The organism is Microtetraspora sp. NBRC 13810, assembly GCF_030268685.1.
Taxonomy (GTDB): Bacteria; Actinomycetota; Actinomycetes; order Streptosporangiales; family Streptosporangiaceae; genus BSRQ01.
The window spans coordinates 110,499-129,862 of sequence record NZ_BSRQ01000007.1; the positions used below are offsets into that span (position 1 = coordinate 110,499).

A 19,364-nucleotide genomic window follows, 5' to 3' on the forward strand; every position below is an offset into this window, starting at 1 on the left:
CCAAGGACGGCCCGCCCATGCCCGCGCCCTTCCCCGCACTCCCCCGGCACCTCGACCCGGCTCCTCCGCACAACGCGCTCCCCCGGCACCTCGACCCGGCTCCGTCGCACGGCGCGCTGCCGCCGCGGGCCGCGTTCGCCGACGACGCGCCCCGGCTGAGCCTCAACGGCGGCTGGCGCTTCCGGCTGGTACCCGGCCCCGCGTACGCCGGCGACGGGTTCTGGACCGCGGACTTCGACGACTCGGCGTGGGACGAGCTGCCGGTGCCCGCGCACTGGCAGTTGCACGGGTACGGCAGGCCCGCCTACACCAACATCCGCTACCCGTTCCCGGTGGACCCGCCGTACGTGCCGGACGAGAATCCGACGGGCTGCTACCGGCGCGCCTTCCGCCTGCCGGCGGGGTGGCCCGGCGGCCCGGCCGTGCTGCGCTTCGAGGGCGTGGACTCGTTCTTCACGGTGTGGCTCAACGGCGTCGAGCTCGGGTCGGCGGGCGGCAGCCGGCTGCCGTCGGAGTTCGCGGCCGGCCGGCTGCTGCGGGACGGGTACAACGTTGTCGCCGTCCGCGTCCACCAGTGGTCGGCCGGGTCATATCTGGAGGACCAGGACACCTGGTGGCTGTCGGGGATCTTCCGTGACGTGCTGCTGCTGTCCCGGCCGCCCGGTTCGGTCTCCGACCTGTTCGTGCACGCGGCCTACGACCACGGGTCGGGAGGCGGCACGCTGCGCGTCGACGTCGACGGGGCCGCCCGGGACGCGCGGGTGCGGCTGCCCGAGCTCGGCCTCGACGTGCCGGCGGGACGGACCGTCCCGCTCCCCCGGGTCGAGCCGTGGAGCGCCGAACGGCCCCGCCTCTACACCGGGACGGTGACCGCGGGCGGCGTCACCGTCCCGCTCCGCGCCGGCTTCCGCACCGTCGCGATCGACGGCCACGTGTTCACCGTGAACGGCAGGCCGGTGAAGCTGCACGGCGTCAACCGGCACGAGTTCCACCCCGGCCGGGGCCGCGCCCTGACCGGGCAGGACATGCTGGACGACGTCGTGCTGATGAAACGGCACAACGTCAACGCCGTCCGCACCAGCCACTACCCGCCGCACCCGCGGTTCCTGGAACTCTGCGACGAGTACGGGCTGTACGTCATCGACGAGTGCGACCTGGAGACGCACGGCTTCATCCTGTCGCCCGGCTGGCGCGGCAACCCGAGTGGCGACCCGCGCTGGGAGGCCGCCTACCTCGACCGCGCCCGCCGGATGGTGGAACGGGACAAGAACCATCCGAGCGTCATCCTCTGGTCCCTGGGCAACGAGGCGGGCAAAGGGCCCAACCTGCACGCGATGCGTACCTGGATCGCCGGGCGGGACCCCTCCCGGCCGGTGCACTACGCGGGCGACCCGGAGTGCAGCGACGTCTACTCCCAGACCTACCGGGAGCACGCGGGCGTGGAACGCGTCGGCCGTGGCGAGGAGCATCCCGGCAAGCCGTACCTGATGTGCGAGTACGCGCACGCGATGGGCAACGGGCCGGGCGGGCTCGCCGACTACCAGCGGCTGTTCGAGACGTACGACCGGTTGATGGGCGGCCTGGTGTGGGAGTGGATCGACCAGGGGCTGCGCACCAGGGACCCGGTGACCGGCCGGGAGTACCACGGGTACGGCGGGGACTTCGGGGAGGAGGTGCACGACGGCAACTTCGTCGCCGACGGGCTGCTGCTGCCGGACCGCACGCCGACGCCGGGGCTGGTCGAGTTCAAGAAGGTCGTCCAGCCGTTGCGGATCACCGTCGGAGCGGGCGGCGTCACCGTGCGCAGCCTGCTGCGTTTCGCCGACACCTCCGCCCTGCGCTTCGAGTACGAGGTGACCGGGCCCTCGGGCGGCGTCGCCTCCGGCCCGCTGGACGTCCCGGTGCTCGCGCCGGGAGCGCGCGTGACGTGCCCGCTCCCCCGTCTCGCCCTCCCAGACGGCGAGACGTGGCTGACCGTCCGGGCCGTCCTCGCCCGGGACACCGCCTGGGCGCCCGCCGGCCACGAGGTCGCCTGGGAACAGTCCCGGCTCGGCGACCTCCCCGCCGCCCCCGCGGGCGGAGCCCCTGTCGCCCCCGCGGGCGGAGACCCGGCCGCCGCCGCGGGCGGGGCTCCGCGTCCCGGTGTCAGGGTGGCTTCCGGCACGGACGCGTCCGCGCGGTCCGCCGAGCGCCCGGGGGTGTCCGCGGGTGAGGGGGGTCTCGTGCTGGGGGCCGGGGTGTTCGACGCCGTCACCGGGCGGCTCACGACGCTCGGCGGGCGGCGGGTGGACGGGCCGCTGCTGGACGTGTTTCGGGCGATGACCGACAACGACCGGGAGCCGGGCGCGGAGTTCCGCGGCTCGGAGGCGGGGCGCACCTGGCGGCGGCGCGGGCTGCACCGGATGCGGCACCGCGTCGACACGGTGTCCGCCGAGGGCCCGTCGCTCGTCGTGCACGCCAGGCTCGCGCCGGCGGGCGAGCCGTTCGGGCTGCGCGCCGCCTACCACTGGAGCGCCGTCCCCGGCGGCCTGGCGCTGCGCCTGGCGGTGACCCCGGACGGCCCGTGGCCGGCCGACACACCGCTGCCCCGCCTGGGGGTACGGCTGGCCGTGCCCGCCACGTGGGATCACACCGAGTGGTTCGGCCTCGGTCCCGGCGAGTCCTATCCCGACTCCCGCCAGGCCGTACGCGTCGGCCGATGGGCCCACACGGTGGACGATCTCCAGTTTCCCTACACGTTCCCGCAGGAGAACGGCCACCGCAGCGAGGTCCGCTGGGCGGAGCTCACCGGACCGGGCGGGACCGGCATCCGCTTCGACGGCCTGCCGCACTTCGGGTTCACCGCGCGGCGCTGGACCAGCGAGGACCTCGACGCCGCGCGGCACCCGCACGACCTCGTCCCCCGCGACCGGGTGTACGTCAACCTCGACCTCGCCCAGCACGGCATCGGCTCGGCCTCCTGCGGCCCGGACACCCTGCCCGCGCACCGCCTGACCGCGGCCCCGGCCGAGTTCACCGTGATCCTTCGCCCGCTCGGCACCCGGGTGTGACGGCACTCCCGCCGGACGGCGGATCTCAGACCGCGCCGGAAGGAGGAGTGCGCCTGCCCCGGCCGAGTTCGGCGGACAAACTCGACGGCGAGATGCCGGTCCGCCTCGCCCGCGACGGCGGCTGACCGGGGGCGAGGCGGTGTGCGCGATCGGGGGCCGACCCGGGGCCGCTTCTCTCATATGCCGGACATGTAATACTCTCATCCGGCGAAGCCCCTGGCCGGGGCGTGCTTCCACCGGCCACTGATCAGCGTCTCCCCGTCCCCCGCGGGAGGCACCACCCGTGGTGGGCCGTTTGGTACCTTGATCGCGTGCGCCCACGCACTCACAGCCCTGCAGGCAGGCCGGAGCGAGGAGGGAGAACGGTGTCGAGGCGCACGAGCACCCCGTCGGCGGCTCAGATCCGCTGGATGAACGCCGCCGCGGTCTACGAGGCCATGCGCGCGCGCGAGTCCAGCACCGCCAGGGACCTCATGTCGCTGACCGGCCTCTCCCGCCCGACCGTGCACACCACGTGCGACTGGCTCATCGCCCAGGGCCTCGTGGTGGAGGTGGACAGCGATCCGGTGCAGGACGCGCAGCCCGGCCGTCCCGCCCGCCGCTACCGGACCAACCCCCGCGCCGGGTTCGTGGTCGCGCTCGACATCCGGGAGGGCCGGGTCACGGCCGCCGTCGCCGACCTGACCGGCGGGGTCTGCGGCGAGCTGTCCCGCGAGATCGCCGCGGACCCGACTCTCCGGTCCCAGGTCACCGTGCACGGGCCGGCCATCGCGCACGACGTCGTCGCGCTCGCCGGGATCGACCCCACCGCGGTGTGGCAGGCGTGCGTGAGCATCCCCGCCCCCGTGCAGTCCCGCGCGTACGCCCCCTCGACCGCCGCGCAGTACCGGGCGGGCACCCGGGACGTGATCGCCGAGCTGGACGAGACGTTGCCGTGGCCGGTGGTCGCCGAGAACGACGCCAACCTGGCGATGATCGGGGAGCAGTGGCAGGGCGCCGCCCGCGACCACGACAACGTGGTGCTCCTCGACGTGTGCGAGAACGGCTTCGGGGCCGGGCTCATCGTCAACGGCCGCCTGGTGCGGGGCAGCAGCGGCCTCGCCGGTGAGATGACCTCCGTCGGGCTGCTGTCCGAGATGGGCCCGGTGGGCGGCGTGACCAGCAAGGCGGCCCAGCTCGGCGCCGAGGCGGTGCGCGACGCCGGCACCGGTCCCGCCGGGTCCCTCGCCGGCCTCGCGGGCGGCGATCCCGGGCGGGTGACGGCGGGCATGGTGTTCGCCGCGCTGGAGGCCGGTGATCCGGCCGCCGAGCGGGTCGCCGGCCAGGTGGGCGCGATCGTGGCGCGTCCGATCGCGATGCTGGCCACGCTGCTGGACCCCGAGCTGGTCGTGGTGTGCGGGCTTCCCGCGGACATCGCCGACCCGCTCATGGCCAGGATCGAGGACCAGACCCTGGAGCTGTACCGCCGGCTCGCCGCGCCGCCCCCGCGGCTGGCGCTCTCCGCGCTCGGCGGCCGGGCGACCGTGCTCGGCGGGATCCGCCGCGCGCTGAACGAGGTCGAGGGCCGGCTGTTCGGCTCTCCGCACAGCGACCGCTGGCCGGCCGCCGCCCTGCGCACCGCCGACGCCCGCTAGCCAGGCACCCCTTCCGGCCGATCCACCCGGCCACCCGCCGCTCCCTACCCGGCCACCCGCCGCTCCGTGCCCGGCCGCCCGCCGTCTACTCCGCCCTGCCCGGCAGCGCGCCGCCGTACGGTGACGTGCTGTTTTCGGCTGTCCGCCCGGAGGTGTACCGGTGCGCCGAATTGATGGTTGACGCCCGATCTTCGCGTGGCTAAGGTATCGAAAAACCTTTAATAAATACCCCTTCGTAACGTCGCGGTAATGCCGCGACCATCACCGAGCAATCGACACCGGGACCCACGGGCAGACGGGGATGCTCCGCGGCACCCAGGACGTCACCTATGAGACGCCCGTTCGTCGGCGCTCCTCCAACCCCCCTCGGCGCGCTCGCGCCGGGGACGATCGCCATGATCACAAGGACTCCCGTGAGAAACACCAACCTCAAGATCGCCGTAGCCCTGTTGTCCCTGGTGTCGCTGGCCGCCTGCGGCCGGGACGGCGGCGCCGGAGCGGAACCGGCCACCGGCGCGCAGGGCCAGAACGCCACGGCGCCCGCCAACGCCAAGCTCGTCGTGTGGGCCATGGGCTCGGACGGCGACAACCTGCCCAAGCTGCTCAAGAAGTTCGAGGCCGAGAACCCCGGCTACAGCGTCGACGTGACCTCGATCCCGTGGCAGGACGCGGCCAGCAAGCTGCGCACCGCCGACGCGGGCGGCGTCACCCCCGACATCGCCCAGGTCGGCACCACCCTGATGGGCGGCATCACCGACGCCTTCCAGCCGGTGCCGGGCGACACCGACACCAGCGTGTACTTCCAGGGCCCGCTCAAGTCGGCCCAGGCGGGCGGCCAGACGGTCGGCGTCCCGTGGGTCGTCGACACGCGGGTGCTGTTCTACCGCACCGACCTGGCCAGGAAGGCGGGCTTCGACGGCCCGCCGAAGACCTGGGACGAGCTGAAGGCGATGGCCAAGGGGATGCAGGCCCAGGGCGGCGCCAAGTGGGGCATCCGGATGGCGACCACGCCCGACCAGGACGTGCAGAACTCCTTCGCCTTCCCCTGGTCCAACGGCGCCCAGATCATCAGCCAGGACGGCTCCAAGTGGACCTTCGACACCCCGGAGACGGTCGACGCGTACCGGTACTACCAGAGCTTCTACAAGGAGAAGATCGCCGACCCGAACCCGGCGACCGGCGCGGGCGCGGCGGAGTCGGCCTTCGTGAACGGCCAGCTCGGCATCCTGGTGGCCGGCGCCGGCGAGTCCGAGCTTCTCGACCAGGCCGGCGGCCCGGGGTTCAAGGACAAGTACGCGCTCGCGACGTTCCCCAGGCAGAAGTCGGGCACGTCCTTCGCGGGCGGCTCCGACCTGGTCGTCTTCAAGCAGAGCAAGAACAGCGCCGCCGCGTGGAAGCTCGTCCGGTGGCTGTCCCAGCCCGACGTCCAGGTGGAGTGGTACCAGATCGACGGCGCGCTGCCGGCCGTGCAGAGCGCGTGGCAGAACCCGGCCCTCGCCGACGACAAGCGGCTGTCGGTCTTCGGTGAGCAGCTCAAGGACACCAACGCGCCGCCGCCGAACGCCACCTGGCTCCAGGTCTCCGACGTCTTCGGCCAGCAGGTCGAGCAGATGGTGAAGAACGGCAAGGACCCGGCCCAGGCCATGAAGGACGCCCAGACCGCGGCCGACGGCATCGGCACCGGTAGCTGAGGATGGCCGTCATGTCGGGACGGCGCACCGCCCGCCCCGCCGGAGACGGCGGGCGGGCGGCCGCCTCGGGCGCGCGGCGGAGCCTGCGGCGCCGGCAGAGCGTGATCGCGTGGACGTTCGCGCTGCCGTTCGTCGTGCTCTTCGCCTGGTTCACGCTGATCCCGCTGCTCTCGTCGTTCGCGATGTCGTTCACCGACTTCCGCAGCGCGGACGTGCAGAGCCCGTTCGCGGTGGACTTCGTCGGGCTCGACCAGTACGTGAAGCTGTTCCAGAGCACGCAGTTCCTGCGGTCGCTGCGCACCACGGGCTACTTCGTGGTCGTCGGGATCCCCCTGACGATGGGCATCGCGCTCATCCTGGCCGTGGCGCTCAACAGCGGGATCACCCGGTTCCGGGTGGCGTTCCGCACCGGTTTCTACACGCCCGTCGTGACGAGCATCGTCGCGGTGGCCGTGGTGTGGCGGTTCATCCTCCAGCAGGACGGGCCGCTCAACGCGATCCTCGGCGGGCTCGGCATCAGCGCCCCCGACTGGCTCAACAGCACGACCTGGGCGATGCCCGCGATGATCGGACTGGGCGCCTGGCGGAACATGGGAACGCTCATGGTCATCTTCCTGGCCGGGTTGCAGACGATCCCGGCCGAGCTCACCGAGGCGGCGCTCACCGACGGCGCCGGGCCGGTCAGGCGGTTCACCCGGATCACGCTGCCCCTGATGCGGCCGACGCTGCTGTTCGGAGCCGTGCTGCTCTCGGTGTGGTACCTGCAGTTCTTCGAGGAGCCGTACGTCATGACCCAGGGCGGCCCGCTCGACGCGACGCTGTCGGTCAGCTATTTCGCGTTCAAACAGTTCGGATTCGGCAACTACGCCTACGCGTCGGCCGCCAGCTATGTCCTGTTCGTGGCGATCGCGCTGCTGAGCATGGTGATGTTCAGGGGCCTGAGGGCGAGGACCTGATGGAGACGACGACGACCGGCCGCGGCCGGAGCCTGTGGGACCACGTGGTGGCACGGCGGCGGCTGCTGATCTACCTCGCCCTGCTCGTCGCGGTGGTGGTCACCCTGCTGCCGTTCATGTGGATGCTGCTCGGGTCGTTCAAGACCCAGGGCGAGATCCTGCGCGACCCCGCGGGGTTCCTCCCCCAGCACCCGACCACGGAGAACTACGGGACGTGGTTCACCAGGCTGCACCTCGGCCGGTTCTTCCTCAACAGCCTCGTCGTCGCGGTGGTCACCGTCGTCGGCAACCTGCTGTTCTGCTCGATGGTCGGCTACGCGCTGGCGAAGTTCGACTTCGCGGGCAAGCGGCTGGTGTTCGCGCTGGTGATGATCACTTTGATGGTGCCGGGCGTCGTGACGTTCGTCCCGCTGTTCGTGCTCGTCGCCAAGCTCGGCCTCACCAACACCTACGCGGCGCTCATCCTGCCCTTCCTCACCTCGCCCCTGGGCGTCTTCATGATGCGGCAGTTCATCGGGGGCATCCCCGACGCGCTGCTGGAGGCGGCCCGCATCGACGGGGCGGGTGAGCTGCGCATCTGGGCGCGGATCGTCATGCCGCTGTGCGGGCCGCCGCTGGCCACCCTCGGCATCCTCACCTTCCTCGGTTCGTGGAACAACTTCCTGTGGCCGCTCGTCGCGGCGCAGACCGAGGACATGTACACCCTGCCGGTCGCGTTGTCCCTCTACTCGACCGGCCAGATCGCGACGCAGTACGGCCTGCTGCTGGCCGGTTCCGTGCTCGTCATCGCGCCCATCGTGCTCGTGTTCGTCTTCCTCCAGCGGTACTTCACCCAGGGCATCGCGACCGTGGGCGTCAGGTAGTCCCCCGCCCCACGCGAAGAAAGGTCACATCCCCGTGCAGTCAAGCAGCACCTTCGTCCCCGACGGCAGCCGATACGACGACATGAGGTATCGGAGGCTCGGGACGTCCGGCTTGCTTCTCCCCGAGATCTCCCTCGGCCTGTGGCAGAACTTCGGCGACGACGGCCCGGTGGACCGGCATCGGGCGATCATCACCCACGCGTTCGACCGCGGCGTCACGCACTTCGACCTCGCCAACAACTACGGCGTCCCCGCCGGTTCCGCCGAGTCGAACTTCGGCGCGGTACTCCGCGGCGACCTGCGGCACCACCGCGACGAGCTGATCATCTCGTCCAAGGCCGGCTACCGCATGTGGCCGGGGCCGTACGGCGAATGGGGGTCCCGCAAGTACCTGACGGCGAGCCTGGACCAGTCGCTGAAGCGGCTCGGCGTGGACTACGTGGACATCTTCTACTCCCACCGCCCGGACCCGGACACCCCGCTGGAGGAGACGGTCGGCGCGCTCGCCGACATCGTGGCCCGCGGCAAGGCGCTGTACGTCGGCGTCTCCAACTACGACGCGCGGCGGACCGAGGAGGCGATCAAGCTCCTGCGGGATCTGCGGGTGCCGCTCGCCGTCCACCAGCCGCGTTACTCGATGCTGGACCGCGGGCCGGAGGAGGGCCTGCTCGACGTGCTGGGCGCCAACGGCGTGGGCTGCGTGGGCTTCTCGCCGCTGGCCCAGGGGCTGCTCACCAGCCGGTACCTCGACGGCACGCCGAGCGGTTCCCGGATGGCACGCGGGGAGACCCTCAAGCCAGGCGTCATGAACGACACGCTGCTCGAAACCCTGCGCGGGCTCGACGCCGTGGCCCGCGAGCGGGGTCAGACGCTCGCGCAGACGGCGCTGTCCTGGGCGCTCCGCGACCGCCGGGTCACGTCGCTGATCGTCGGCGCGAGCAGCGTCGAGCAGTTCGACGACAGCCTCGCCGCGCTGCGCGGGCCGTCCTTCACCGCCGAGGAACTCGCCCGGGTCGACGGCCTGCTGTCGCGGGTCGCCGGGATGAACCTGTGACGGCGGGCGCCGCCTTCCCGGACGCCTACCGCGGCCGGCCGTTCCACGACGGCGTCCGGGCCACCGGCGTGCAGCGCGTCCCGGGCCGGTTGATGTGCGCCTTCTACGACACCGGCGGCGAGGGCGTCGCCTACCACGACGCCGCGGACCGCAACCAGGGCAGCGGCGGGCTCAACCCGCTGGACGGCGGCTATCTCAACGGGTTCCGCGCGGACGAGGCGGTCGGCGTCAGCTACACGAAGGGCGACGGCATCGACGACCACCCGTACAACGACCACCTCCCCGAGCCCGGCCTGCTCTATGTCGGGTGGACCTCGCCGGGCAACTGGCTGCGCTACACCGTCGAGGTGACCGGGCCCGGGCCGTTCGCCGCCACCCTGCTCTACACCGCGGCCCACGACGGCGCCGTGGCGCTGACCGTGGACGACGCCCCCGTGGAGGAGGTCGTCGAGGTCCCCTGTACGGCGGGCGGCGACGACGTCGAGTGGCGGCGGTACCACCACTGGGCGCTGCTGCCGCCGTTCCGCGTCCCGGCGCTGACCCCGGGAAGGCACGTGCTCACCCTGCACACCGTGCGCACCGGCCAGATGAACTACGCCTGGCTGGACTTCCACCCCACCGGCTGAGCTATATTCGGATCCGAGTAATCGGATCCGAATATACGAGGTGGCGATGTCGGGCAGACGCAAGGTCTCCAATCCGCTCGCGCTGGCCGTGATGGGGCTGCTGCAGGAGAAGCCGATGCATCCCTACGAGATGGCCTCGACGCTGCGTGAGCGCGAGATGGAGAGCGTGTTCAAACTCAGCACCGGGACGCTGTACGACACGGTGGAGTCGCTCGCCCGGCACGGCTGGATCGAGCCGCATTCCACGGTGCGCGAGGGCAACCGCCCGCAGCGGACCGTCTACGCGCACACCGGGCACGGCCGGCAGGAGTTCGTCGGCTGGCTCGACGAGATCATCCGCACTCCGGACCCGGAGTTCCCGAGGTTCCTCTCCGCCGTCACCTACCTCGGGGCGCTGGGACCGGAGCGGGCCGAGGAGGCGCTGGCCGAGCGCACCCGGCGGCTCCAGGAGCAGATCGACCGGACCGCCTCCGCGCTGGAGCAGGTGACCCGGGCGCACGGGCTGCCCAGGCTCTTCATGATCGAGATGGAGTACGCCCTGCACATGGCCAGGGCCGAGCTCGCCTGGGCGCACGCCACCGCGCAGGAGATCCGCACCGGCACCCTCGCCTGGCCGGTCCCCGCCGACGACGAGGAGGCCCGGTCGTGACGACCCTCGACACCGACGTCCTCATCACGGGAGCCGGTCCCGCCGGGCTCACCCTGGCCGGCGAGCTGCGCCTCGCGGGAATCCGGACAACCGTCGTCGAACGCCACCCGGCCCGGCCGGGCCACAACCGGGGGTTCACCCTCAACGCCCGCAGCCTGGACCTCCTCGCCCGGCGCGGCCCGGCCGGCCCCGTGCGCAAACTGGCCGGGATCGCCTTCCCCGGCACCGCCGCCACGGCCTATCAGCTGCTCGGCGACGTGGTGCTCGCCGATCCCGGGGCGCTGTCCGTCGGCGTGAACACCGGCCCCGGCGGCTCGGTGCTGGTGATCCGGCGTCCCGGCTACGTGCGCGTGGTCACCGAGGACCCGGCCCCGCCCGCGGACCGGGACGTCCCGGTCACCCTCGGCGAGTTGCAGGCGGCGGTGGACGCGGCGGTGGGCCGCCACGTCGAGCTGAGAGATCCGCTGTGGCTGAGCCGCTTCGGCGACGCCGCGCGGCAGGCCGCCCGGTACCGTGCGGGACGCGTCCTGCTGGCCGGCGACGCCGCGCACGTCCATCCCCCGGCCGGGGCGATCGGGGTCAGCGCCGCCGTGGACGACGCGGTCAACCTGGGCTGGAAGCTGGCCGCCGCCGTACGCGGGACCGCCCCCGCCGGCCTCCTCGACAGCTACCACGCCGAACGGCACGCGGCGGGCGCCGCCCTGCTGGCCAACACCATGGCCCAGGCGCTGCTCAGCGGGACCGGCCCCGAGCTCGACCCGTTGAAGGACCTGCTGGCCCGCCTGGCCGCCCGCCCGGACGCGAACCGCGCGCTCGCCGAGACCCTCACCTTCCTGGACACCGCCTACGACATGCACGCGGCCGAACCTGGCGTGCACCCGTGGCTCGGCCGCCTCGTCCCCGACCTGCGGCTGAACACCCGGGACGGCGCCGCCCGGCTGTCCGGCCTGCAGACCATGAATCGCAGGCCGTGACGCGGACCGCCGCCCGACCGGCCGTTGCGTGGCCGGGCGGACGGTGCCGACCGGCCCGCCACCAGCCCTCCGACCACGACCGCTGCCGGCCGGCCCGCCACCAGCCCTCCGACCACGGCCGGTGGCGGGTCAGGGGGGTGGTTCGGCCTGGGGCCGGGGGAGGACGGAGATCACGCCTCTGGACTCGAAGATCGCGAGGTGGATGCCCGCCGGGCCGTGGTGGCCGTGCCGGCGGAGCACTGCGGCGAGGTCGGCCTCGGTGAGGCCGCAGTACCGCAGGTTGCGCAGGTCCACCCGGCCGTCGCGGATCAGGACCCGCAGCGGCGGGTCGACCAGCCGGCCGAGGAACGGCGTGAACCGCAGCCGGGTGATCGCGGCGTGCGCGGCGAGCAGGGACAGCAGCGCCGCGGAGCCGGTCAGCCAGGAGGCGTCGGTCGCGGTGGCGGTCCGCCCGACGATGGCGCCGACCGCGACGGCGGCGACCCAGTCGAACGGGGCGAACTCCCCCATCGTCCGGCGCTCGGCCAGCCGGAACGCGACCGCGGCGGTGAGGAACAGCGCGACCGCCTTGACCGCGGCGTGCGCGGCCCGGTGCCAGTCGCCGATCAGGGCGGCGCCGAACCCGTCCAGCACCCCGGCCGCCGTCAACGGACCCCGGCCGCACCGGGCGCCCGCCGCCCGCACGCGCCCGCTCCCGGGCCGCCCACCTGCTGTGACACCTTCACATGACCTAGTGTGGTAATCGGGGCGCGTCACGGCGACGGTCCGGCCGCCGGCCGTACCCGGTGTTTTCCAGAGCTTGGGCCATGACCGCCGAACGGATCGCGCGGCCCGGCCTTCGCACGGCGTCCCGGCAAGCGTCCCGACGACCGCTCAGGGGGTCCGGACATGGTTCCCGTACATCACCGCACCGCGATCGTGGACGGCCTGACCGTCTTCTACCGGGAGGCCGGTCACGACGGCGCCCCGGTGCTCCTGCTGCTGCACGGCTTCCCCGCCAGTTCGCACATGTTCCGCCACCTCGTGCCCGCGCTGGCCGACCGGTACCACGTGTTCGCGCCGGACCTCGTCGGCTTCGGCATGAGCGCGATGCCCACCGTGGACGAGTTCGGCTACTCCTTCGACTCCCTGACCGACGTCACCGGCGGCCTCCTCGAACGGCTCGGCGTAGGCGAGTTCGCCATGTAAGTGCACGACTACGGTGCGCCGATCGGCTGGCGGCTGGCCCTGCGGACACCGGGACGGGTCACCGCGATCGTCAGCCAGAACGGCAACGGCTACAGCGAGGGATTCGTCTCCTCCTTCTGGGAGGGGCTGTTCGCCTACGCCGCGATGCCCGGCCCGGACACGGAGCCCGCCGTGCGGGCGGCGCTGACCGAGGACGGCGTCCGCTGGCAGTATCTCCACGGGGCGGCGGACCCGACCCTGGTCAGCCCGGACACCTGGCTGCACGACCTGGCCCTGCTGAACCGGCCGGGCAACGACGAGATCCAGCTGAAACTCTTCCGCGACTACCCGTCGAACGTGGACCTGTATCCCAAGGTCCAGGAGTACTTCCGCGCCTCGCAGGTGCCGCTGCTCGCGGTCTGGGGGGCCGGCGACGGGATCTTCGGCCCGGACGGCGCCCGCGCGTTCCGCCGCGACCTGCGCGAGGCCGAGGTCCACCTGCTCCCGGCGGGGCACTTCGCGCTGGAGACCCATCTCGACGCCGTCACCGGGTACGTCCGCGGCTTCCTGGGCCGGGTCCTGGAGTGAGGATGACGCCATGCCCTGTCATGTCAAGCGGATCTACGACGACGCGGAGCCCGGCGACGGATACCGGGTCCTCGTCGACCGGCTCTGGCCCCGGGGGGTGTCCAAGGACCGGGCCCAGCTGGACCTGTGGCTGAAGGAGGTCGCGCCCAGCCCGGAGCTGCGCACCTGGTTCGGCCACCGCGCCGACCGCTTCGCCGAGTTCACCGAGCGGTACACCGCCGAGCTCGACGCCAACCCGGCGACCGGCACCCTCCGGGAGATCGTCAGGACGCATCCCACGGTGACGCTGCTCCACGCCGCCCGGACCCCGGAGGTCAACCACGCCGTCGTGCTGGCCCGTCTCCTGAGCTAGCGGATCAGGAGAACAGCTGAGCTAGCGGATCAGGAGAACAGCGACTTCGGCCGCTCCTGGAGGACCTCGTCCACGTAGACGTCGACCTTCTCGTTGTAGAAGGAGATCAGGCCGGCGACCTTGCGGCTCTCGTCCAGCGGCGTCGGGTAGGACCAGGCGAGATCGGCCTGCCCGTTGACGCTCCAGTACTCCGCCGTGCCCTTGTACGGGCAGTGCGTCACGGTGCCGGTGTGCTCCAGGAGGTCGAGGCGGACGTCGGTCTTCGGCAGGTAATAGCGCGTGGGCAGGCCGGTCTCGAAGAGGATGCGGGCGCCGCGGGAGTCGGCCACCGTCACCCCGCCGACCTCCACCCGGATCCGCCGGGAGCTCGCGAGGATGTCCACCCGGGTGTAGGGGTCGCGGGCGTGCACGAAGACCTCTTCGTCCTCCTCGAACCACGCCTCCAGCGCGTCCCAGGTGAAGCGGACCCTGCCGCGCAGCTCCTCGATCGGGGAGTCGGGGTAGACCAGGGCGGCGTCCTGCCGGTCGCCCAGCGCGTACACCTGGCCGTCGCCCCGGCTGGGCGAGTGCTCGATCTCGCCGGTGGGCTTCAGCAGCCCCGGCTCGACGTCTTCCAGCGGGAAGTAGTACGTGGGGTAGTAGGGCTTCTCCCACACCAGCAGGGCCCGGGTTGTGTCGGCGACCGGACGCCCGCCGAAGTAGGCGCGAACTCTCTTGGCCGTGGGCTCAAGCCGCACCCGGCCGCGTTTTGTCGGCTCCATGGGCTGTGCAACCCCGCGCCCACCCCCCTTGTTCCCCTATATCTGGGCAAAGGTCACCCACCCCAGGTAACGGACATAACATCCGAAACCCGTCGCAATCTGCCATAACCTGGGACCTGCGCCGACCGACCGGGGGGAATCGTTGTCATGCGCGCGTTCTTCAGGACGGAGGTGGGCGGCACCAGCGTGCTGCTCGCCGCCACCATGCTCGGCCTGCTGTGGGCCAACTCGCCGTGGGCCGGCACCTACGAGACCTTCTGGCACACCGCCCTGGGCATCTCCTTCGGCGGCGAGTCCTTCACCCTCGACCTGCGGCACTGGGTGAACGACGGCCTGATGACGGTGTTCTTCTTCGTCATCGGCCTGGAGTTCTCCCGCGAGGTGACCGTCGGCCGGCTCCGCGACCGGCGGCTGATCGCCGTGCCCGCGGTCGCCGCGTTCGGCGGCATGCTGGTACCCGCCGGGATCTACCTGGCGCTCAACGCGGGCGGCCCGGGCGCGGGCGGCTGGGGCGTGCCGATCGCCACCGACACCGCCTTCGTGCTCGGCGTGCTCGCCGTCGTCGGCGCGCGCTGCCCCGAGCCGCTGCGCGCCTTCCTGCTCACGCTGGCGATCGTCGACGACGTGCTGGCCATCCTGGTCATCGCGATCTTCTACACCGACGCCCTGTCCGTGACCGCGCTGCTGTGGGCGCTCGTCCTCCTGGCGTCGATCCTCACCCTGCGCCGGCTGCGCTTCTGGCGCCCGCCCGCCTACGTCGCGCTCGGCTTCGCGCTGTGGGTGGCGACGCTGAAGAGCGGCGTGCATCCCACGCTGGTGGGCATCGCGCTCGGCGCGCTGGTGCTGGTCTACGCGCCGCAGGAGCACAAGGTCATGCTCGCCGGCGAAGCCGTACAGGAGTTCGCCAGCGCCCCGGACGCCCGGCTGGCCGTCCAGGCGGCCCGGACCGTACGGCGGGCGGTGTCGGTCAACGAGCGCCTCCAGCTCCTGCTGCACCCGTGGAGCAGCTACGTCATCGTGCCGATCTTCGCGCTCGCCAACGCCGGGGTGCGGCTGGACGCCGAGGCCCTGCGGCACGCCGCCGCCTCCCCCGTCACCTGGGGGATCGCGCTCGGCCTCGTGCTGGGCAAGCTCGCCGGCATCACCCTCGGCACCTGGCTCCCGCTACGGCTCGACTGGGGCGTCCTGCCCGGCAACCTGGTCTGGGGGCAGTTGCTCGGCGGCGCGGCGGTCTCCGGGATCGGGTTCACGGTCGCGCTGTTCATCGTGGACCTCGCCTTCGCCGATCCGGTCGTCCGCGGCGACGCCAAGATCGGGATCATCGCCGGGTCGCTGGTCGCCGCGCTGCTGGGCTGGCTGATCTTCCGGCTGGCCTGGGACCAGGGAGGCGTCTGCGCGCCGCCGGAGGCCGGACCGGAGGAGGATCTGCCCGAGACGCTCGCCGTGCCGGTGCACGAGGGGGACCACGTCCGGGGTCCCGCGGACGCGGCGGTGACGCTGGTGGAGTACGGCGACTTCGAGTGCCCCTACTGCGGGCGGCTGCACCGCGTCCTGGAACGGCTCCGCGAACGGCACCCCGGCCTGCGGGTCGTGTTCCGGCACCTCCCCATGCGCGAACTGCACCCGCACGCCGCGGCAGCCGCCCTGGTCGCGGAGGACGCCGCCGACCACGGCAGGTTCTGGGAGATGCATGACACGCTCTTCGCCCACCAGCGCCACCTGACCGACCTGGAACTCGCGGAATACGCCCACGGGCTGGGCTTCGAGCCCTGGCAGCGGATCAGGGAACACCAGGACCGCATCGCCGCCGACCAGGACTCCGCCCGCCGCAGCGGCGCCCGCGGCACCCCGACGATCTTCCTCAACGGCACGAGGTACCACGGCCGCCACGACCTGGAGTCCCTCTCCCGGGCGATCGCCGCCCTGTCAGCCGGACACCGGACGCCGTGACCCGGACGCCGTGACCGGCGCCGAGGTCGTGCGCGGATACGGCCGCGGTCGTCGCACCATGTGGACGTCGATCGGGTCCTGGGCCTCCACGGTGAACCCGTGGCGCTCGTACAGCCGCCGGGCGGCGCTGCCCTGCAGGACGATCAGGCGGACGAGCACGCCGTCGGCGTCGATCCGTTCCAGCAGTACCCGCAGGACGGCCGATCCGAGCCCCCTGCCCTGCAGGCCAGGAACGAGATAGAAGTGCTCCAGCCAGCGTCCGTCCTCGGTCGGGCGCACGGTGACGGAGCCCGCGAAGGCGCCGCCGGCCACGATGACCAACGTGTGCAGCGCGGAGAAGGAGTCCCGCAGCCGCTGGCGGACCCGATGCTCGTCGAACCGTCCCAGCCGTTCCAGGTCCGGCCGCATCACCGTCGCCCGCAGCTCGGCGATCGCCTCGACGTCGGCCGGCTCCGCGGCGCGCAGCGCCCATTCCACGGGACGGCCCGGCTCGTTCCCCGGCGCCGCCTGGCGCGGCCGTGTCCCGTCTGCCCCTGCACTCGTCTCCATGGCCGGATTATCCTAATAGCCCGCTTCGACCACATGAGTCACCGGCCGGGCGTGCCACAGCCCCCCCTGACTCACCGCCGCCGCGTTCGCCGGATCGGTCGGGTCAATGCCAGCGGGTGAAGCGCAGGAAACGGGCGATGTCGGGCAGGCGCCTGCCGTCCGCGCGGTCGGGCCGGATGGTGAAGGCGCGGGCCAGCTTGGTGATTTCCAGGACGCGCCGCAGGACACCGTGCACATGGGTGAGCTCCATGGTGCCGTCGGCGCGGACGACCTTCTGCTGAGCCTTGACGAGGGTGTCCAGCCCGTGGGAGTCGCAGAACGTCAGTCCCCCGGCGTCCACCACCAGACGCCGGCGACCGCTCGCCAGCACCTCGTCGACCGCCGACAGCAGGGAGGAGGTCGATGTCATGTCCAGCTCACCGTTCAGGGCCAGGACGCTGTAATCGTCATGGTGGGTCGTGCGCACGGACAGAGTGGTCATGGGATACCGGCTATGCAGGAGTGTCGGCTCTTTCCCTCACCCTACGCCGCCGTCCGGGCCGCGTCCGGGCACCCCGTCGGCGCCGCGCCCCAGAGCCGTGCAGGCCGATGACGATTCCCGCGACGACCAGCGCCGCGCCCGCCAGGTCCGGGCCGGACGGCGTGCCGACGCCCAGCACCACGCCGGTCGTGATCGCGCCCACCGGGATCAGCCCGGCGAACAGCCCGGCCACGTCCGCGCCGAGCCTGGGCAGCGCGCTGTACCACAGGAAGAACGCGATCGTGGTGACCACCACCGACAGGTATCCCAGTCCCAGGGCCTCGGGAAGCGTCGGCGCCCGGAGCATGCCCGTGCCCTCGGCGAACCCGCCGATCACCAGCAGCAGCGGCACGGCCAGCGCGGTCGTGTAGGCCGACACCCGGACCGCGCCCAGTCTGGGCAGCAGCGGGACGGCCAGCAGCGAGAAGGACATCTCGCAGGCCAGCGCGCCCAGCGACCACAGCAGCGCGGGCAGGTCGCCGCTGCCCAGGCCGGTCGCGACCGCGGCGCCGGCGGCCACCACCGCCGCGCCCGCGACGACGCGCGGCGCGGGCCGGCGCCCGCCCAGCAGCGCCAGAGCCAGCGGCACCGTGGCGAGCACCGTGCCGACCAGCGCCGGCCCCGCGTGCCGGGTCGCCTCGATCACGCACACGTTGAACAGCACCAGCCCGGTCAGCGAGAGCGCGGTCAGCAGCAGCGTCTCGCGCCGGGTGGGCCGCACGAACGGCAGGCGCAGCAGCCGCGCGGCGGCCAGCAGCAACGCGGCGGCCACGGCGTAGCGGACCGCCTGGCCGCCGTAGATCGGGTAGTCGGCGATCAGTCCTGACACGGCGGCCAGGGTGCCCACCAGGAACATCGCCCCGGCGGCCCGCGCCACCGCGTCATCCCGGACCGGGCCGGCGGCGGAGGCGTCCGGCGTGGGAGTTCGTCCTGTCACACCGGTGAATCTAGGAACCGATTGGTCCGGCGTCCAAGGCCATTCGGCCGGGGAGATTGTGGACCAATCGCTGTAGCCTTTACAAAGTAGATCGGGATACCGTGTCGTAGGGTGGGTCTCGTGACCCACGTACACGATCCGGCATGCGAGGTGGCGCTCGGCCACGACGCGGCGGCCGGCAGCGAGACGCGGACCCTCGTCGCGGTGTTCTCCTCGCCGGTCGCCGAGCTGCTGCTGAGGTTCGGCGCCGAGCTCGGCTACCGCACGCTGCTGCTGGAGCCGGATCCGGCCCGCGCGCCCGCCGGGGCGCTGGCCGCCGCCGGGCCGGAGCTGGACGGCACGGCCGACGTGGTGGTCACCGACCACCATCGCGCCGAGGTGGGGCCGATCCTGCGCGACGTCCTCGCCCGGCCGGTCCGCTGGGTGGGCATCATGGGCAGCCCACGGCACGAGGGCCCGCACGTCACGGCGCTCGCCGAGCTGGGCGTGCCCGCCGGGGAGATCGCCCGGGTGCACCGCCCGATCGGCCTCAACATCGGCTCCCGCACCCCGGCCGAGATCGCCCTGGCCACCCTCGCCGGTCTCGTCGCCGACCGTAACGGCCGGCCGGGCGGCTTCCACTTCTGATCGGCGGCGGCGACCGTACGCGAGCGTCTCACCACCCGCTGCGGTCGCACACTTTCCGGCCGCCTCAGAAGTGAAAAGTTCCGCGACTACCCATAAAGGACATCGAACCCACCTACCCCACAACACCCCAGGTCAACACATGTCCTCCTAGCCTCGTGAACACCCGAGCTCCTCACAGGGCCTCACCTGCCCGAAAGCTGGGGCTGGCAGAGGATCGTTCGGCATGCTTAGATGCCCCTAGCGCCACATGATCGACGCTGGAGTTAACGCCGTCGAACGTTCGCGTTAAATCGCTCATCTCGGGCGGGGGGGACATGGATATCGCATCGGCTACGGTGTGTGACCGCGTCCGGCCCGCCCGCCCCGCCCGTCCGCACGGTCTCCGCGCGGGGGCGCGGGTGAGTGATTCGTCTGAC

Annotated in this window: 17 protein-coding genes and 1 pseudogene; 13 read left to right on the plus strand and 5 right to left on the minus strand. The window is 72.5% G+C overall.

The window, feature by feature from the left end; translation table 11 throughout:
* Positions 1-17: 17 nt before the first annotated feature.
* From QSK26_RS16080 to QSK26_RS16120, 9 genes are all read left to right on the plus strand, one after another.
* The gene (locus QSK26_RS16080; protein ID WP_285775942.1) at positions 18-3,050 is read left to right on the plus strand and encodes a glycoside hydrolase family 2 TIM barrel-domain containing protein; all 3,033 of its coding nucleotides are present in this window, start codon (positions 18-20) and stop codon (positions 3,048-3,050) included.
* A 365-nt stretch (positions 3,051-3,415) separates the two neighbouring features.
* A complete protein-coding gene (locus QSK26_RS16085; protein WP_285775943.1) occupies positions 3,416-4,684 on the plus strand; it encodes an ROK family transcriptional regulator in 1,269 nt (422 codons plus the stop codon).
* Positions 4,685-5,097: 413 nt separating this feature from the next.
* Complete coding sequence (locus QSK26_RS16090) at positions 5,098-6,375, plus strand: extracellular solute-binding protein (RefSeq protein ID WP_285775944.1); 1,278 nt, start codon at positions 5,098-5,100, stop codon at positions 6,373-6,375.
* 11 nt (positions 6,376-6,386) lie between these two features.
* Entirely contained in the window at positions 6,387-7,331 is a 945-nt protein-coding gene (locus QSK26_RS16095) for a carbohydrate ABC transporter permease (protein ID WP_285775945.1), read from the plus strand.
* A complete protein-coding gene (locus tag QSK26_RS16100) occupies positions 7,331-8,194 on the plus strand; it encodes a carbohydrate ABC transporter permease (RefSeq protein ID WP_285775946.1) in 864 nt (287 codons plus the stop codon). Before QSK26_RS16095 ends, QSK26_RS16100 begins: the two co-directional genes overlap by 1 nt.
* Before the next feature lie 82 nt (positions 8,195-8,276).
* Positions 8,277-9,248, plus strand: a complete 972-nt coding sequence (locus QSK26_RS16105; protein ID WP_285776170.1) for an aldo/keto reductase — start codon at positions 8,277-8,279, stop codon at positions 9,246-9,248.
* Entirely contained in the window at positions 9,245-9,874 is a 630-nt protein-coding gene (locus QSK26_RS16110) for a carbohydrate-binding protein (RefSeq protein ID WP_285775947.1), read from the plus strand. Before QSK26_RS16105 ends, QSK26_RS16110 begins: the two co-directional genes overlap by 4 nt.
* A 46-nt stretch (positions 9,875-9,920) precedes the next feature.
* Complete coding sequence (locus QSK26_RS16115; RefSeq protein WP_285775948.1) at positions 9,921-10,523, plus strand: PadR family transcriptional regulator; 603 nt, start codon at positions 9,921-9,923, stop codon at positions 10,521-10,523.
* Positions 10,520-11,497, plus strand: coding sequence for an FAD-dependent monooxygenase (locus QSK26_RS16120; protein ID WP_285775949.1), 978 nt, complete (start codon positions 10,520-10,522; stop codon positions 11,495-11,497). Before QSK26_RS16115 ends, QSK26_RS16120 begins: the two co-directional genes overlap by 4 nt.
* A 129-nt stretch (positions 11,498-11,626) precedes the next feature.
* Here QSK26_RS16120 and QSK26_RS16125 read toward each other — a convergent pair whose 3' ends face one another.
* Positions 11,627-12,181 (minus strand): YetF domain-containing protein, encoded by a 555-nt coding sequence (locus tag QSK26_RS16125; RefSeq protein WP_285775950.1) that lies wholly within the window; start codon positions 12,179-12,181, stop codon positions 11,627-11,629.
* 204 nt (positions 12,182-12,385) lie between these two features.
* Here QSK26_RS16125 and QSK26_RS16130 point away from each other — a divergent pair.
* Both QSK26_RS16130 and QSK26_RS16135 read left to right on the plus strand, forming a co-directional pair.
* Positions 12,386-13,252: pseudogene (locus QSK26_RS16130) on the plus strand (alpha/beta fold hydrolase).
* Between the two features lie 10 nt (positions 13,253-13,262).
* The gene (locus QSK26_RS16135; protein ID WP_285775951.1) at positions 13,263-13,604 is read left to right on the plus strand and encodes a DUF488 domain-containing protein; all 342 of its coding nucleotides are present in this window, start codon (positions 13,263-13,265) and stop codon (positions 13,602-13,604) included.
* 29 nt (positions 13,605-13,633) lie between these two features.
* Here the strand turns inward: QSK26_RS16135 and QSK26_RS16140 are convergent, their stop codons facing one another.
* A complete protein-coding gene (locus QSK26_RS16140) occupies positions 13,634-14,365 on the minus strand; it encodes a DUF427 domain-containing protein (RefSeq protein WP_285775952.1) in 732 nt (243 codons plus the stop codon).
* Positions 14,366-14,512: 147 nt separating this feature from the next.
* Here QSK26_RS16140 and nhaA point away from each other — a divergent pair, with 147 nt between their 5' ends.
* Positions 14,513-16,315, plus strand: a complete 1,803-nt coding sequence (gene nhaA, locus QSK26_RS16145) for a Na+/H+ antiporter NhaA (protein ID WP_285775953.1) — start codon at positions 14,513-14,515, stop codon at positions 16,313-16,315.
* Here nhaA and QSK26_RS16150 read toward each other — a convergent pair.
* The 3 genes from QSK26_RS16150 to QSK26_RS16160 form a co-directional block, all read right to left on the minus strand.
* Entirely contained in the window at positions 16,292-16,864 is a 573-nt protein-coding gene (locus QSK26_RS16150) for a GNAT family N-acetyltransferase (protein WP_285775954.1), read from the minus strand. The genes nhaA and QSK26_RS16150 overlap by 24 nt on opposite strands.
* Before the next feature lie 103 nt (positions 16,865-16,967).
* Positions 16,968-17,345, minus strand: coding sequence for an STAS domain-containing protein (locus tag QSK26_RS16155; protein ID WP_285775955.1), 378 nt, complete (start codon positions 17,343-17,345; stop codon positions 16,968-16,970).
* 10 nt (positions 17,346-17,355) lie between these two features.
* Positions 17,356-18,321, minus strand: a complete 966-nt coding sequence (locus tag QSK26_RS16160) for a DMT family transporter (RefSeq protein ID WP_285775956.1) — start codon at positions 18,319-18,321, stop codon at positions 17,356-17,358.
* 120 nt (positions 18,322-18,441) lie between these two features.
* On the opposite strand from QSK26_RS16160, the gene QSK26_RS16165 reads away from it, so the two are divergent.
* Positions 18,442-18,948 carry an XdhC family protein gene (locus QSK26_RS16165; RefSeq protein WP_285775957.1) on the plus strand — a complete coding sequence of 169 codons (507 nt, stop codon included), beginning with the start codon at positions 18,442-18,444 and terminating at the stop codon, positions 18,946-18,948.
* The last annotated feature ends 416 nt before the right edge of the window (positions 18,949-19,364 follow it).

Excerpts from the sequence above, each read along its gene's own strand:
- QSK26_RS16080 (WP_285775942.1), top strand. The coding sequence starts at position 18 with ATGCCCGCGCCCTTCCCCGCACTCCCCCGGCACCTCGACCCGGCTCCT.
- QSK26_RS16095 (WP_285775945.1), top strand. The coding sequence starts at position 6,387 with ATGTCGGGACGGCGCACCGCCCGCCCCGCCGGAGACGGCGGGCGGGCG.
- QSK26_RS16100 (WP_285775946.1), top strand. The coding sequence starts at position 7,331 with ATGGAGACGACGACGACCGGCCGCGGCCGGAGCCTGTGGGACCACGTG.
- QSK26_RS16105 (WP_285776170.1), top strand. The coding sequence starts at position 8,277 with ATGAGGTATCGGAGGCTCGGGACGTCCGGCTTGCTTCTCCCCGAGATC.
- QSK26_RS16115 (WP_285775948.1), top strand. The coding sequence starts at position 9,921 with ATGTCGGGCAGACGCAAGGTCTCCAATCCGCTCGCGCTGGCCGTGATG.
- QSK26_RS16135 (WP_285775951.1), top strand. The coding sequence starts at position 13,263 with ATGCCCTGTCATGTCAAGCGGATCTACGACGACGCGGAGCCCGGCGAC.
- QSK26_RS16140 (WP_285775952.1), bottom strand. The coding sequence starts at position 14,365 with ATGGAGCCGACAAAACGCGGCCGGGTGCGGCTTGAGCCCACGGCCAAG.
- nhaA (WP_285775953.1), top strand. The coding sequence starts at position 14,513 with ATGCGCGCGTTCTTCAGGACGGAGGTGGGCGGCACCAGCGTGCTGCTC.
- QSK26_RS16150 (WP_285775954.1), bottom strand. The coding sequence starts at position 16,864 with ATGGAGACGAGTGCAGGGGCAGACGGGACACGGCCGCGCCAGGCGGCG.
- QSK26_RS16155 (WP_285775955.1), bottom strand. The coding sequence starts at position 17,345 with ATGACCACTCTGTCCGTGCGCACGACCCACCATGACGATTACAGCGTC.